This is a genomic window from Corallococcus exercitus, assembly GCF_042231735.1.
Classification (GTDB): Bacteria; Myxococcota; Myxococcia; order Myxococcales; family Myxococcaceae; genus Corallococcus; species Corallococcus exercitus_B.
This window is the reverse complement of sequence record NZ_CP102577.1, coordinates 3,214,723-3,228,329: the sequence shown is the minus strand read 5'-3', so window position 1 is coordinate 3,228,329 and position 13,607 is coordinate 3,214,723. Positions and strand designations below refer to the sequence as shown.

At 69.7% G+C, this 13,607-nt stretch carries 15 protein-coding genes; 12 read left to right on the top strand and 3 right to left on the bottom strand.

Annotated elements, in window-relative coordinates; genetic code table 11:
* Positions 1 to 208 precede the first annotated feature (208 nt).
* The 3 genes from NR792_RS12335 (at position 209) to NR792_RS12325 (ending at position 3,701) form a co-directional block, all read left to right on the top strand.
* The gene (locus NR792_RS12335; protein ID WP_375760246.1) at positions 209 to 949 is read left to right on the top strand and encodes an RNA polymerase sigma factor RpoD/SigA; all 741 of its coding nucleotides are present in this window, start codon (positions 209 to 211) and stop codon (positions 947 to 949) included.
* A gap of 143 nt (positions 950 to 1,092) precedes the next feature.
* Positions 1,093 to 1,833, top strand: coding sequence for a tetratricopeptide repeat protein (locus NR792_RS12330; protein WP_375760245.1), 741 nt, complete (start codon positions 1,093 to 1,095; stop codon positions 1,831 to 1,833).
* Positions 1,830 to 3,701 (top strand): AMP-dependent synthetase/ligase, encoded by a 1,872-nt coding sequence (locus tag NR792_RS12325; protein WP_375760244.1) that lies wholly within the window; start codon positions 1,830 to 1,832, stop codon positions 3,699 to 3,701. Before NR792_RS12330 ends, NR792_RS12325 begins: the two co-directional genes overlap by 4 nt.
* A gap of 170 nt (positions 3,702 to 3,871) precedes the next feature.
* Here NR792_RS12325 and NR792_RS12320 read toward each other — a convergent pair whose 3' ends face one another.
* Positions 3,872 to 4,108, bottom strand: a complete 237-nt coding sequence (locus NR792_RS12320; RefSeq protein ID WP_375760243.1) for a twin-arginine translocase TatA/TatE family subunit — start codon at positions 4,106 to 4,108, stop codon at positions 3,872 to 3,874.
* A gap of 78 nt (positions 4,109 to 4,186) precedes the next feature.
* Entirely contained in the window at positions 4,187 to 5,239 is a 1,053-nt protein-coding gene (locus NR792_RS12315) for a sensor histidine kinase (RefSeq protein ID WP_375761606.1), read from the bottom strand.
* Positions 5,240 to 5,459: 220 nt separating this feature from the next.
* On the opposite strand from NR792_RS12315, the gene NR792_RS12310 reads away from it, so the two are divergent.
* The 9 genes from NR792_RS12310 (at position 5,460) to NR792_RS12270 (ending at position 12,466) form a co-directional block, all read left to right on the top strand.
* Positions 5,460 to 5,822 carry a response regulator gene (locus NR792_RS12310; RefSeq protein ID WP_375760242.1) on the top strand — a complete coding sequence of 121 codons (363 nt, stop codon included), beginning with the start codon at positions 5,460 to 5,462 and terminating at the stop codon, positions 5,820 to 5,822.
* A gap of 98 nt (positions 5,823 to 5,920) precedes the next feature.
* Positions 5,921 to 6,250 carry an SCP2 sterol-binding domain-containing protein gene (locus NR792_RS12305; RefSeq protein ID WP_375760241.1) on the top strand — a complete coding sequence of 110 codons (330 nt, stop codon included), beginning with the start codon at positions 5,921 to 5,923 and terminating at the stop codon, positions 6,248 to 6,250.
* Positions 6,251 to 6,342: 92 nt separating this feature from the next.
* Positions 6,343 to 7,521, top strand: coding sequence for a CaiB/BaiF CoA transferase family protein (locus NR792_RS12300; protein ID WP_375760240.1), 1,179 nt, complete (start codon positions 6,343 to 6,345; stop codon positions 7,519 to 7,521).
* 147 nt (positions 7,522 to 7,668) lie between these two features.
* Positions 7,669 to 7,965 carry a hypothetical protein gene (locus NR792_RS12295; protein WP_375760239.1) on the top strand — a complete coding sequence of 99 codons (297 nt, stop codon included), beginning with the start codon at positions 7,669 to 7,671 and terminating at the stop codon, positions 7,963 to 7,965.
* A complete protein-coding gene (locus tag NR792_RS12290; RefSeq protein ID WP_375760238.1) occupies positions 7,962 to 8,921 on the top strand; it encodes a ferritin-like domain-containing protein in 960 nt (319 codons plus the stop codon). Before NR792_RS12295 ends, NR792_RS12290 begins: the two co-directional genes overlap by 4 nt.
* Complete coding sequence (locus tag NR792_RS12285; RefSeq protein WP_375761605.1) at positions 8,921 to 9,286, top strand: holo-ACP synthase; 366 nt, start codon at positions 8,921 to 8,923, stop codon at positions 9,284 to 9,286. Before NR792_RS12290 ends, NR792_RS12285 begins: the two co-directional genes overlap by 1 nt.
* 39 nt (positions 9,287 to 9,325) lie before the next feature.
* Positions 9,326 to 9,775, top strand: a complete 450-nt coding sequence (locus NR792_RS12280; protein ID WP_375760237.1) for an acyl-CoA thioesterase — start codon at positions 9,326 to 9,328, stop codon at positions 9,773 to 9,775.
* Entirely contained in the window at positions 9,772 to 10,689 is a 918-nt protein-coding gene (locus tag NR792_RS12275; RefSeq protein WP_375760236.1) for an alpha/beta fold hydrolase, read from the top strand. The genes NR792_RS12280 and NR792_RS12275 overlap by 4 nt, the downstream gene beginning before the upstream one ends.
* Positions 10,690 to 10,714: 25 nt before the next feature.
* Positions 10,715 to 12,466 carry an AMP-binding protein gene (locus tag NR792_RS12270; protein WP_375760235.1) on the top strand — a complete coding sequence of 584 codons (1,752 nt, stop codon included), beginning with the start codon at positions 10,715 to 10,717 and terminating at the stop codon, positions 12,464 to 12,466.
* Between the two features lie 22 nt (positions 12,467 to 12,488).
* Here NR792_RS12270 and NR792_RS12265 read toward each other — a convergent pair whose 3' ends face one another.
* A complete protein-coding gene (locus NR792_RS12265; protein WP_375760234.1) occupies positions 12,489 to 13,601 on the bottom strand; it encodes a hypothetical protein in 1,113 nt (370 codons plus the stop codon).
* Positions 13,602 to 13,607 lie beyond the last annotated feature (6 nt).

Sequence of the window (13,607 nt, the reverse complement as noted above, 5' to 3'; positions counted from 1 at the left end):
TAGGTGCTGTCCCACCCGTCACATCGCGCTCTTAAAAGCCCGAAAGGGCGAGGGCGTGACGGGCTTTTGACAAGGGTAAGCGGGCGAAATGCCCTTCTTGGAAGGAATGAGAAACCCTTTCCGTCGTTGCGCGTCCTAGTGACAGGTGGACGCGGTTCGTCGGGGGATTCATCGCGTCCGGCAGTTACGAACGGAAGGACGGGAAATCATGGCCAACTCGACGAAGTACGCGGCAGAGGGCCTTTCGCATTACCTGCGTCACCTGGGCGGGCACCAGCAGCTCACGCGTGAACAGGAGTACGAGCTGGCCCGCCAGGCCCGCAAGGGTGACGAGAGCGCCCGACAGACGCTCGCCAGCTCCAACCTCGCTTTCGTGGTCGCCGTGGCGAAGAAGTTCGCCAACCGCGGGGCCCGCCTGGACGACCTCATCCAGGAAGGCAACGTCGGCCTCATGAAGGCCATCGAGCACTTCGACCCGAAGAAGAACGTGCGCTTCGCCACCTATGCCGTGTGGTGGATCCGCGCCTACATCACCCGCTACCTGAAGGACAACCGCAGCCAGGTGCGCGGCGGTGAGGCGGAGCGCGGCAGCATGGTGGACTTCTCGCTGGACGCCACCATCGACGAGGAGGGTGAGACGACCTTCCTCGACCGCATCGAGGACGGCGGTCCTTCCCCGCAGGAGTCGTTCCTCTCCCGCGAGCAGGACACCGAAATCCAGGAGGCCCTGGCCAAGGTGCGCAAGCGCATTGGCGACCTGGGCTGGGACATCCTCCAGGAGCGCCTCACGCAGGACAAGCCGCTGACGCTGGAGGAGCTGGGCCAGCGCTGGGGCGTGTCGCGCGAGCGCGTGCGCCAGGTGGAGCTGAAGACGAAGAACTTCCTGGAGCGCTACCTCATCGCGTTCAACGAGAACGAGGAGCACACCGCCACGGCCGACGCGGCCTGAAGCGGCAGGACCGCAGCAACTGTTGCACCGGTGACGGGGTCTGGCGGGGTGTTCGCACCTTGCTGGCCCCGTCTTCTTTTTTGCCGCGCCGCGTCTAGCGCGTTCGGTTGATGGTAGGCAAGCGTGCGTGCTAAGCCATTTCGATGCGCTTGAAATTGCTTGCCCTTTGGGTGCTTTGGGCTCTGCCGGCGAACGCCGCGGATCCCGCGCTGCTCGACCAACTCGACGCGTTGTACGCGAAACGTGGCGACGCGGAATCCGTGAAGGTGTTGGAGACGGGGCTGTCGGACGCGCTGAAGGCCACGCCGGACGACTTCGACCTCGCGTGGCGCAAGGCCCGCATCCTCCAGTGGCAGGCGGACGGCGCCACGGAGAAGAAGCTCAAGATGGTCCTGGGCAAGCAGACGTGGGAGGCCGGGGACAAGGCCGCGAAGCTCCAGCCCGCGCGCGTGGAGGGCTACTACTTCGCCGCCTGCGGCATCGGTTCCTACTCGCAGGCCGTGGGCATCATGAAGGCGCTGGGTGACGGCCTGGAGGGCAAGTTCAACGAGCGCCTGGACACCGCGCTGAAACTCGACCCCACGTACGAGTACGGCGGTCCCTGGTTGGTGAAGGGGCGATACTTCTACGAGCTGCCCTGGCCGAAGCGCGACCTGGGCAAGTCCGCGGAGTACTACCAGAAGGCCATCGCCAAGTTTCCGCAGTCGCTGCGCGCGCACTACTACCTGGCCGAGACGCTGCTGAAGGACGGCAAGGCGAAGGAAGCGGGCGCGGCCATCGAGAAGGTCAAGCAGGGAAGCACCGCGTACAACCCCGCGGAGGGGCAACGGGTGCAGCAGTGGGCCAAGAAGGTGGATGCCGACATCCAGGAGGAGCTCAAGTGAGGGCAGAGAGTCAGGTCACGACGGCTCCCGCGGCGAGCGGGACGCAGGAGCAGAACCTCGTCCAGTTGCTTGTCCAGCGGGCCCAGAACGCCTCCAAGGTAGGCGTCACCCACAAGAAGGACGGGCGCTGGCAGGACGTCACGTTCGCGCAGGTATTGGAGGACGTGAAGGCGCAGGCGGCGGGCCTCATCGCCCAGGGCGTCCAGCCCGGGGACCGGGTCGCCATCTTCGCCAATACCAGCTTGCAGTGGATCATCGCGGACCTGGCCATCAGCGCGGCCCAGGCCATCACGGTGCCCATCTATGGCTCCAACACGCCGGATGAGTGCCGCTACGTCCTGAACCACTCGGAGACGAAGCTGCTGCTCGTCGACAACGACGAGAAGGACGCCAAGCAGGCGGGCCGCCTGTCCCGCGTGCGCTCCAAGCTGGGGGACATCCCCACGCTGCAGAAGATCGTCGTCTTCGAGGGCCCCGTCTCCGGCGACAAGGAGATGTCGCTCGCGGACATGGTGGCCTCCGGCAAGGGCCAGCCCCAGGCCGCCGAGTCCGCGTTCACCGAGCGCGTGTCGCAGGTGAAGTTGGACGACACCAACATGCTCGTCTACACCTCCGGCACCACGGGCGACCCGAAGGGCGTCATCCTCACCCACGGCAACTGGGCCTACGAAGCGAAGGCCACCCAGGCCATGGGCATGATGAAGCCGGACGACTCCGTCATGCTCTTCCTGCCCCTGGCGCACGTGTTCGCCCAGGTGGTGAAGGCCGCGTGGCTGTCCATGGGCTTCCGGCTGATCATCGCGGAGTCGGTGGACAAGCTGCTCGCGAACCTGGCGGAGACGCGCCCCACGGTGCTGCCGTCCGTGCCGCGCGTGTTCGAGAAGGTCTACAACAACGTCGTGGCCAACGGCTCCGCCGCGCCCGGCGTGAAGGGCAAGCTCTTCAAGTGGGCCTTCGGCCTCTTCGACGAGTACGCCGAGGCCAAGGGCCAGGGCCGCGAGTACAGCTCGCTCCAGTTCAGCCTGGCGAAGAAGCTGGTGTTCTCCAAGGTGCGCAAGACCCTGGACGAGAAGCTCGGCGGCAACATGCGCATCTTCATCTCCGGCGGCGCGCCGCTGTCCCGGAAGATCGCCTACTTCTTCGACCTGCTCGAGCTCAAGGTGCTGGAGGGCTACGGCCTCACGGAGACGAGCGCTCCGTGCAACGCCAACCGCGTGGAGAAGATCAAGATCGGCACCGTGGGCCCGCCGGTGCCGGGCACGGAGATCAAGATCGCCGCGGACGGTGAAATCCTGGTGCGTGGCCCCTGCGTGATGAAGGGCTACTACAAGAACCCCGCCGCCACCGCGGAGGTGCTGGATCCGGACGGCTGGTTCCACACCGGTGACATCGGCGAGGTGGACTCCGACAACTACCTGCGCATCACCGACCGCAAGAAGGACATCATCGTCACCGCGGGCGGCAAGAACGTGGCGCCGCAGAACATCGAGAACACGCTCAAGACCTTCCCGCTCATCAGCCAGGCCATGGTGTACGGCGACAAGCAGCCGTACCTCGTCGCGCTCGTGACCGTGTCGGAGGAGCCGGCGCGCAAGCTGCTGGAGGACAAGGGCGTCGCGGTGGGCAGCTACGAGCAGAACTCCCAGCGTCCGGAGATCCGCGAGGCCATCGCCGAGATCTTCAAGAAGGTGAACGCGGAGATTCCTCCGTACTCCACCATCAAGAAGTTCGAGGTGATGAAGGCGGACTTCACCCAGGAGTCCGGCGAGCTCACGCCCACCCTCAAGGTGAAGCGCAAGGTCGCCAGCCAGAAGTACATGAAGCTCATCGACGGCATGTACGCGAGCGGCAAGGGCGGCGGGGACTGACGTCCCCCACGCCGCAGCTCCCCGTGACTCAAGGGTCGCGGGGAGCACGGCCGCCTCAAACGCCCGACGCCCGTCCGTCGCCGCTTGCGAGCGGTCCACGGTACGGGCGTCAGGGGCGACCGGCGCGATGTCAGGGGGATGGGCGCGGAAGCAGGCCCACCCGGACGGCGTCAGGCGTTGTGGCTGGGCGACTTGGCGGCGACGTCCTTGTCCACGGTGGTGGACGCGGACAGGGTGCCGGGCTTCTTGTCGCTGGCGTCGTCCTTGTCCTCGTCGCTGGAGAAGCCGCGCTTGAAGTTGCGGAGCGCGCTGCCCAGGGACGAGCCGAGCTGCGGCAACCGCGAGCCGCCGAACAGCAGCAGCAGCGCCGCGAAAATCAGAAGAATCTCAGGAAGCTTCAAACCCATGGCTTCGCTCCTCGCGAAATGCGCGGGGGAGCATACCGGTGGGAGGTGGGTCGCGCTAGCAACTCCGGCGGCCAGGGCTCACGCCTGCCAGCCCGCTGGATGCCCGAGTTCTTCCGACAACGACACCGGCAGCGTGAGGAAGAGGGTGGTGCCGCCCACGTCCGCCTGGGCACCCACCTGGCCGCCGTGGGCCTCCACCTCCTGCCGGGCCAGGAAGACGCGCAGCGGATCCTCCAGCTTGCGCTCGCGGAAGGCGCGCTCCTCGCACTGGAAGACGGCGGAGATGTCCTCTTCCGGAACGGCCGCGCCGTCGCGGCGCACCTCCACCCGCACCTGATGGCCCAGGCGCGCGGCGCGCACGTGGAGCGACTCGCCCGGCTGCGCGCGGCCCAGCAGGTGGTGCACGAAGGCCTCCACCGCGTGCTGGATGCGGCCCGCGTCCACCTCCACGTCGGGCAGCTCCGGCAGCTCGTCCAGCACCAGCCCCACGCTGGCGGCGGAGGCGGCGGCCTGCGTGCGCTCCACCGCGGCGTCCAGGATGGGCAAGAGCGGCTGGCGCTCGCGCTCACACGCGAGCGCGCCCAGGTCCGCGCGGCTGGAGTCGAAGAAGTCCTGGGCGAAGGAGAGCGCCCGGTCCGCGTTGCGCAGGATGGTCTCCAGCCCGCGCTGCGCCTTGGGCTCCAGCGGGATGCGCCCGTTGAGCAGCAGCGCCGCGTACGAGCGGATGTTGGCCAGCGACCCGCGCAGGTCATGCGACGCGAGCGACAGGTAGCGCACGCGGTCCGCCACGCGCTCGCCGGTCGTCGAGGCCCCGGACGTCTGGGACGACGAGGCCTGGCCCGCGCCCCAGGGCACCGGCAGCGCCCACACCAGCCGTCCGCCGTCCTCCAGCGGCTCCTCGCCCACCAGCAGGGTGCGGTCCTCGCGCTCCCACAGGTTGCGTTCACCTTCGCGCCGGCGGAAGCCCGCGGCGGCCATCAGCCCGGCGATGCCCGCCGCGCCCGGCGCGGGAGGCAGGGCCTCCAGCCCCAGGTAGTCCAGGAGCAGGGGACCGAGCAGGCGTGGCGTCCCCTGGCGGGGCAGCAGCGCGAGCCCCGGCGCCGCCTCGTTGCCCCCAGGTGTCTCCCCCATCCACGTCACGCGGACCTCCCCTGTCCGTGCCTCGAATCATCGGAAGGGTGGGCAGTGACTGTCGGTTTTGCAACGGGCTCCCGCTCCGTGCGGAGCGCCCTTAATTTCTTGCGCCAGGAGGGCCGCTGATGGTGGATGATCGCCCCTTGGTAGCGGTATCGAGGAGACACCTCTGACCTCGCTCAACGCACAGCACACTGGCGCACCCGTAGTCCTGGTCGTGGACGATGATCCCGACATCCTGGAGGCCCTCTCGGAGATCCTCGAAGCCGAGGGCTTCGAGATCCGCCGGGCCCGCAACGGCAAGGAGGCCCTGGAGCGCCTGGAGCCGGACCCTCCCCACCTCATCCTGTTGGACCTGATGATGCCGGTGATGGACGGCTGGGAGTTCGCCCAGCGCATGCGCCAGAAGCCGGACTTCGCGGGCATCCCCATCATCGTCCTCAGCGCGGACCGCAACGTCGGCAGCAAGGCGAAGGACATTGGCGCCATGGGCCACCTGGCCAAGCCCTTCGAGCTCAACGACCTGCTGTCGATGGTGCGACAGTCACTCAGCCCCCCGGTGGACACCTCGCGCGTCTGAGGGTGCCGCGGGGCGCCGCCCTTGACCCGACGGTGGGGCGACACTACGGTCCGCGCAGGCTTGATTCACCAATCAACGCTGAAAACAAGGAGCGAGTCATGGCGACCGCGAAGGACATCATCGAGACGCAGATCCCCGGCAAGCTGCAGGAGAAGCCGGAGCTGGCGAAGGAGATCAACGCCATCATCCACTTCGACGTCTCCGGTGAGGGTGGCGGCAAGTGGACGCTGGACACCACCAAGCCCGAGGGCTGGGTGTCCGAGGGTCTCAACGGCGCGTCGAAGATGACGGTCACCGTCAGCAACGACGACTTCGTGAAGATCCGCGAGGGCAAGCTGAACGCTCAGATGGCCGCCATGCAGGGCAAGCTCAAGTTCAAGCCGATGGACATGGGCCTCGCCATGAAGCTGGCGAAGCTGCTGGGCTGAAGCCTCTTTCGTAGCGTGTCGTACCGACGGCGCGTCACCCTCGCGGGGACGCGCCGTCCGCATGTCTCCACCTCCCCCTGGAGCCCCCTTCCATGCCTGAGTCGTCTTCCCCCCTCGCGGGCCTGCGGGTGCTGGATCTGTCGCGCCTGTTGCCCGGCCCGTACGCGACGCTGGTGCTGGCGGACCTGGGCGCCACCGTGGACACCGTGGAGGACCCGGACGTGGGGGACGCCACCCGCCACATGCCGCCGCACCGCGACGGCGAGGGCGCGCTCTACTACGGGCTGCACCGCAACAAGCGCTCGCTCACGCTGAACCTCAAGGCGCCGCAGGGGCGCGACGCGCTCTTGCGGCTCGTGTCCCACTACGACGTGCTGGTGGAGAGCTTCCGCCCCGGCGTCATGGACAAGCTGGGCGTGGGTGAAGCGGTGCTGCGCCAGAAGAACCCGCGGCTCATCTACTGCGCCATCTCCGGTTACGGCCAGACGGGGCCGGACCGGCTCAAGGCGGGGCACGACCTCAACTACGTGGCCCGCGCGGGGCTCTTGGGCTACGGCGGGCAGGCCGGCGGCGCGCCCGCGTTCCCGGGCGTGCAGATGGCGGACATCGGCGGGGGGAGCCTCTTCGCGGTGGTGGGCATCCTGGCCGCGCTGCACGAGCGCGAGCGCACCGGCGTGGGCCGCTTCGTGGACGTGTCCATGACGGACGGCGCGCTGGCGTTCCTCCACCTGCACCTGGCCTCGCGCCTGTTCATGGGCGCGGAAGGCACGCCGCTTGCGCGCGGCAGCGAGGCGCTCAATGGCGGCTACCCCAGCTACGGCCTGTACCGCACCGCGGACGACCGCTGGCTCGCGGTGGGCGCGCTGGAGCCCAAGTTCTTCGGCGCGCTCTGCGCGAAGCTGGGCCGCCCGGAGCTCCTGGACGACGCGTATACCGGCGGTGAAGCCAGCGCCCGCGTGAAGGCGGAGCTCACCCGCATCTTCGAGTCCCAGCCCCTGGCGCACTGGCGCGAGCAGCTCTCCGGCGCGGAGTTCTGCGTGGAGCCGGTGGCGGAAGGGGACGAGGTGATGGCGGATCCGCAGCTGCGCGCGCGCGGCCTCTTCGTGGAGGCGGAGGACGCGCAGCGCGGCATCCGCGTCACGCACCTGCTCACGCCGCTGCGCATGGGCGACGTCGCACTGCGTCCACCGCCCACGCTGGGACAGCACTCGCGCGTCATCCTGGAGGACGCGGGTTTCACCGCTGAGGAAATCTCGCGCCTGATTGCATGAATGACGCGTGAAACGACCCGCGAAGGCGGCTTCGCACGCGGATCCAAAGTGACCCGTTGCTGATTGACAGCTCTGGAGCCACAGTTAGATCTTTCCTGTTTTCTGACTGGGAAATCGACTTTCAAGCCCTGGGAAGGAAGGTCCCCCGTGCCCGACGCGCAGGAGCTCGAGTCATACATCCGAAGGAAGTTCGCGGAAAACGTGGGTCTCACGGAGGCCGAGCTGTTCTCCGAAGACCTGACCCTCTCGGCGCTCATCACGCGCTCCGAGCGCATGACCAACAGCGTGGACTTGATGGAAGCCTTTGCCCGTACGTCCAACGGGCTGCGCAAGGACTTTGGACTGCGGGTGCGCCTGCCCGCGCTGTCCCTGGATACCCCCGTGTCGAAGGTCCTGTCGGTGTTCATGGGCGAAGTCACGAACCCGGAGCGGAAGTCGGCATGAGTGTCCTGGCGCGAAGCCTTGAGCACGAAGAAGCGACCGTCACCTCCCCCCGCGTCACCCCGTCCGAAGGCCGTCCGGCCATCATGGCGGAGCTGTACGAAGCCCTCACGCAGCGCGGCCTGTCGCTGGTGGACATCACCTGGGAGCAGCAGCGGCTGCATGAATCGCGGCGCTGGAGCGTGGTGGAGCTGCTCTCCGCGGTGGACTTCACGCACATTGGTGAAGCCGACCGGCACCTGGTGTGGAACGCGGGGCGCGCGGAGCTGACGACGAAGCCGGGCGCGGACCGGCTGGAGCGGCTGGCGGACGTGGAGTGCCGCCGGTGGCAGGAGAAGGACCCCACGGTCGCCGCCATCATGCAGGCGTGCGGCACGTGGAGCCGCTACTGGAACGAGGAGGAGGCGCACCACGAGACGGCGTTCAACCGCCTGTCCACGGTGCTGCGGCTGGAGCCCATCACCGACGCCACCTTCATCGAGTTCCGCAAGGTGTTCCCCGACGACGACATGCTGCGCACGCTCACGCTGCTGTCCATCTCCGAAGTGGTGGCGGCGGTGGACTACGGCCAGTGCTCGCAGATGGTCCAGGACCCGGGCCTGCGCGCGCTGTTCAAGCAGGTGGCGGCGGACGAAGTGCAGCACATGAACTACTTCATCGCCTTCGCGAAGGCGCTGGTGGACAGCGGCGCGTACAAGGCGAAGGAGGCCTTCGCCGTGGCGCACCTGTTCCTGCGCGACGGCGGCGAGGTGCACGGCAGCAAGCGCGAGCGCGTGGAATCCCGCGACACCCACGTCAACTGGTGGGACCAGCTGGAGCACCGCGAGGGCTTCTACGCGCCGGACGCGCTGCGCAAGAAGGAGCAGCTCATCTTCCACGCCCTCAAGCGCATCACCGGCATCACGGTGACGTCGCGCGAGGAGGTGGAGGACACCTGGATGGACCTCGTCGGGTGTTGATGGGCCTGGGCCACGACCTCCAGGCCGTCACGGAGCTGGAGGCCGCACGGGCCCTTCGGGAGCCGGACGTGTTCTTCACCGCCGCGGAGCTCGCCCACTTCGAGCGCGCGGCGAACCCGGTGGAGAGCCTGGCGGCGGGCTTCAGCGCGAAGGAGGCCCTCTTCAAGGCGCTGCCCGCCGTGGACGGCTGGTTCTGGACGGACGCGGAGCTCGTCCACGACGCGCGGCGCGCGCCGCGCTTCCGGTTCCACGGCACGCTCGCGGCGCACCTGACGCGCGAGGGCCTGCAGGTCGCTGTATCGCTGTCGCATAGCGGAGGGTTCGTCTCGTCCGTGGTCCTCGTGACGCGCGCTCCGTCCCCCTGAAGTCGCTGCCACCCCCCGGCAGCCAGAAGGACATCCCCCGTGCACTTCGAAGAGTCCTCCCTCACGTTGCGCGTGCGTCCCAACGACCTGGACGTCCTGGGGCACGTGAACAACGCCACCACGCTGGAGTACCTGGAGGCCGGCCGCTGGGCCTGGCTGGAGCGGCAGGGGCTGACGCGCGGCGGGCCGGTGGTGGCCGTGGTGTCACGCGTGGAGGTGGACTACCGCCGGGAGATTCCCCCCGGGGACGTGGTGGTGCACACGGAGCTGGAGTCGCCCGCCGCGGACGAGCTGGAGGCGGACGGCCTCAACTACCGCGCGCGCTTCCGGCAGCGCGTGTTCCTGGCGGCGGACGGGCCGCTGGCGGTGGAGGCCCTGGTGAGCGTGGCCTTCCTGGACGCGCGGGCCCGGTCGCTCGCGTCGCTGCAGCAGTTCCTGGACGCCGCGCGCGTCCCGGTGGCCACCGCCGCCGGGGAACCGCGCCCATGAGCACGAACGCGAAGCCGGAGTTCGCCTCGCAGGAGTTCTGGGTCCCCACGTCCCAGGAGCACGCGCTGCACGTCGTGGAGGCGCGCACGTCCGCGACGCCTCCTTCCGCGCCCGGCATCCTCTTCGTCCCGGGTCTGTTCTCCGACGGCCGCTTCTTCCTGGGCGGGCAGGGTGACGGACCGGCGCGCTACTTCGTGGACGAGGGCTGCGTGGCCTACGTCGCGTCCCTGCGCGGCCATGGCAGGAGCCGCTGGCCCGCGAAGCGGGCGTACGACTGGAGCTTCGACACGTACGTGCGCCACGACCTCCCGGACCTGGTGCGGGCCGTGCGCTCGCGCCACCCCGGGCCGCTGTTCCTGCTGGCCCACAGCATGGCGGGCTACGCGGCGCTGGCGGCGCTGGGGGTGGACCCCTCGCTCCAGGCGTCGCTGACCGGCGTGTGCACGCTGTCCTCGGCGGTGAACGACTACACCGACGGCGGGTTCAAGAAGCGCTTCCAGCTGGGCTTCTCCTCCGCGGTGGCGGGAGTGCTGGGGCGCTTCCCCGCGAAGGCGCTGAAGCAGGGACCCTGGGACGAACCCGCGGGCGTGATGCGGCAGTTCACGGACTGGGCGCCCACGGGCGCGTTCCGCAGCGCGGACGGCGCGACGGACTACTGGAGCGCGCTGGGCCGGGTGACGCTGCCGGTGTTCGCGGGCGTGGGCGCGGCGGACATGTTCCACGCGTCGCCCCCGCGCGCGCAGAAGCTGGTGGCCCACCTGGGCAGTGCTCGCAAGGAGCTGGCCGTCCTGGGACGCGCGCAGGGGCTCAGCTGGGAGGCGGGCCACTTCGACGTGGTGCGCGGAGAGCGCGCCCGCGCCGAGGTGTTGCCCCGCGTACTCGCGTGGATGCGCCAGGTGGCGCCCGCGCACTGAAGAACCACGAGGAGGGGAGGTCCGCATGCTCGACATCATCCAGCGGCTGGAGGCGGTGGATCCGCGACGCGGTCTGTTTCTCTACGACGACTTCGTCGGACCGCCGGAGTTCGTGCCCTACCGGGAGTTCGCCTCCCGGGTGGCCGGGGCGGCGGAGCACTTCCGCGCGCGCGGCATCGCGCCGGGCACGCGCGTGGTGCTGCCGTTCGAAACCTCCACGGCCGTCATCTTCTCGTTCCTGGGGCTGATGGAGCTGGGCGCGGTGCCCCTGTCCGTGAAGCCGTACATCCTGAGCACGCCGAAGGGGCCCTACCGGGACTTCCTCGCGCGCATCCGGGAGCGCTACGGCGCCTCGCTCGTGCTGGACGCGCCGAGCCTGGCCGGGCTGGAGCTGCCCCTGGAGCGGCTGTCGCTGCCGCCCGCGGGGGCGAAGCGCGCGGGCGCGAAGCTGCGCGAGGTGGCGCCCGGTGAGCTGGCGTTCGTGCAGTTCTCGTCCGGGTCCACGTCGTTCCCCAAGGGCGTGCCCATCACCCAGGAGAACCTGGCCGCGAACCTGCGGATGATCACCCGGCACGACGGCCGCACGTCCGAGGACCGGGTGACGAGCTGGCTGCCGCTGTACCACGACATGGGGCTCATCGGCGGGCTGCTCACCTGCATCGCGGTGGGCAATGACCTGCTCCTGTCGCAGCCCGCCTCGTTCCTGATGGATCCGCTGGGCTGGCTGGAGCTCATCTCCTCCGAGAAGGTGATGGGCTCCGTCATCCCCAACTTCGCCATCGACTACGCGCTCAAGACGCTCAAGTCGGCGGACGCGGACGACCTGAAGCGGCTGGACCTGTCGCGCGTGCGCAGCATCTACCTGGGCAGCGAGCCCATCAACATCCCCAACCTGGAGCAGTTCCTGGACATCCTCGCGCCGTGCGGCCTCCGGCGCGACGTGTTCATGCCCTGCTACGGCATGGCGGAGACGGTGCTGCTGGTCGCGAGCGTGCCGCCGGGCCGCACGGTGCGCGTCATCACGGCGCCCAATGGCCAGCCCGCCATCTCCGTGGGCCAGCCACTGACGGAGTTCGAGGTGCGGCTGCGCGCGGAGGACGGCCGCGTGTGCGGCGAGGGCGAGATGGGCGAGATCGAGCTGCGCGGCGGCAGCCTCGCGCCGTCGTACTTCCTGGACGACCGGCCCCTGCGCGGCGAGGAGGGCTTCTACGCCACGGGCGACCTGGGCTTCCAGCAGGGCGGCGAGCTCTTCATCACCGGGCGGATCAACGACCGCATCAAGGTGAACGGCCAGAGCTTCTTCTCCGCGGACTTCGAGCAGGCCGTGGAGCGGCTGGCCTTCATCCGCCCGGGCCGCACCGCCGTCATCCAGGTGAAGGGGCGCCTCGTGGTGCTGGCGGAGGTGAACCACCCGTCCGCGCTGGAGCGCCTGGAGGACAGCCGCAAGCAGGTCTGCCAGTCGGTGCTGGAGACGGTGGGCGTCACGCTCGCGCAAGAGGACGTCCTCTTCATCCGCTACGGCCAGCTCCAGAAGACGAGCAGCGGCAAGCTCCAGCGCCGCGCCATCACGGAGGCCTACGAGCAGGGCCGCATCCGCACCGTGACGCCCATGGAGCTGCGCGCGGACCTGCTCCAGATGCGCGCCCAGCGGCTCGTGCTGGGCTCGGTGATGGTCGCGCGGCAGCGGGGCCGCCGGTGGATGGCCTCCGGGAAGGCCGCGCTCTCCGCGGGCCTCCAGCGCCTGCGGCCGGGCGGACAGCGTCAGGACGGGCCCTGAAGCTCGGGTCGACGTTCGCGGCTCACCGGGGCTTCGCGGAGGGGGCCCACAGGTCCCAGCCGCGCGCCGCGTGGCACGCGTCGCCCACCAGGTCCAGGGCGAGCTGGGGCTGCGTCCGGGCCAGGGCCCCGGTGTCGCGGAAGGCGCCCGTGGCCTCCAGCCGGAGCGTGGCGCTCTCCAGCGCGGCCTTCGCCGCCGCCACCGCGCGGGCCTGCGCGGGCGTGGGCTTCCAGCCCGTCTCGTCCCGGTAGCGCCCCAGCGCCTCCAGGAAGTGGCCGTGGAACTTCATCATCTGCACCAGCACCGGGACGCGGTACGCGGGCGCGGCGGTGAGCGCGGCCTCGTACTGCCGCGTCTCCGACCCCAGCCGGTACACCAGCACGTCCACCTGCGCGTCCAGCCGCGAGCCCCACGCCTTGCGCACGGCGGGGAAGCGCGCCCAGCCCGCGACGGCCTGGAAGAAGTGGAGCCCGCCACACGGGTGCGCGTAGATGCCCTGCTTGTTCTTGGGCACCTGGGGAAGGCCCGCCTTCAGGCCCCGGGCCAGCTCCGCGTTCGCGGCCTCCAGCGTGGAGAGCGCGGTGTCCATGACCGCGTCGATGCGCACCGTCTCCCCCGCGCCGTTGACGAACGAGCCCCCGGGCTCCAGCACGTGCGACAGCGCGTCCAGCGCCCACGCCCCCTCCGGTGAGGCGGCGAGCGCGGGACGGAAGTCGTGCTGGAGCGACGCCACCAGCTCGCGCAGCGTCACCTTGCCCCACGCCGTGCGGAACGTGTGCGAGCGAGGGTATCCCGCGAGCACGAAGGTCTTCACCTGGAGCGCCGGGTGCGGCTCCACGGGCGTGCCGTCCGGGGTGAAGGCGTCGAAGAAGTAGCGGGCCGAGGCCCCCGCGTCCGGGGCGTCGCGGCGCAGGAAGCCCGCGACGATGGCGTCCGAGGCGGGGCGGCCGTCGCGTGCGCGGAAGGCCTTCCCGTCCAGGTCCATGCCGTGCGCGAGCGCCCAGGGACGGGACGGGTCCGCCGCGTGCACGCGGCACTGCGCGTGGAGCACCGCGGACGCGGAAGGGGCGGCGGGGGAGGGTGGGGGAGCGGCGCTCAGGCCAAGCCCGAGCAGGGCCACGAAGGAGGGGAGCATGGGCGC

Excerpts from the sequence above, each read along its gene's own strand:
- NR792_RS12335 (WP_375760246.1), top strand. The coding sequence starts at position 209 with ATGGCCAACTCGACGAAGTACGCGGCAGAGGGCCTTTCGCATTACCTG.
- NR792_RS12330 (WP_375760245.1), top strand. The coding sequence starts at position 1,093 with ATGCGCTTGAAATTGCTTGCCCTTTGGGTGCTTTGGGCTCTGCCGGCG.
- NR792_RS12320 (WP_375760243.1), bottom strand. The coding sequence starts at position 4,108 with ATGGGTTTGAAGCTTCCTGAGATTCTTCTGATTTTCGCGGCGCTGCTG.
- NR792_RS12315 (WP_375761606.1), bottom strand. The coding sequence starts at position 5,239 with ATGGGGGAGACACCTGGGGGCAACGAGGCGGCGCCGGGGCTCGCGCTG.
- NR792_RS12305 (WP_375760241.1), top strand. The coding sequence starts at position 5,921 with ATGGCGACCGCGAAGGACATCATCGAGACGCAGATCCCCGGCAAGCTG.
- NR792_RS12300 (WP_375760240.1), top strand. The coding sequence starts at position 6,343 with ATGCCTGAGTCGTCTTCCCCCCTCGCGGGCCTGCGGGTGCTGGATCTG.
- NR792_RS12290 (WP_375760238.1), top strand. The coding sequence starts at position 7,962 with ATGAGTGTCCTGGCGCGAAGCCTTGAGCACGAAGAAGCGACCGTCACC.
- NR792_RS12285 (WP_375761605.1), top strand. The coding sequence starts at position 8,921 with ATGGGCCTGGGCCACGACCTCCAGGCCGTCACGGAGCTGGAGGCCGCA.
- NR792_RS12275 (WP_375760236.1), top strand. The coding sequence starts at position 9,772 with ATGAGCACGAACGCGAAGCCGGAGTTCGCCTCGCAGGAGTTCTGGGTC.
- NR792_RS12270 (WP_375760235.1), top strand. The coding sequence starts at position 10,715 with ATGCTCGACATCATCCAGCGGCTGGAGGCGGTGGATCCGCGACGCGGT.
- NR792_RS12265 (WP_375760234.1), bottom strand. The coding sequence starts at position 13,601 with ATGCTCCCCTCCTTCGTGGCCCTGCTCGGGCTTGGCCTGAGCGCCGCT.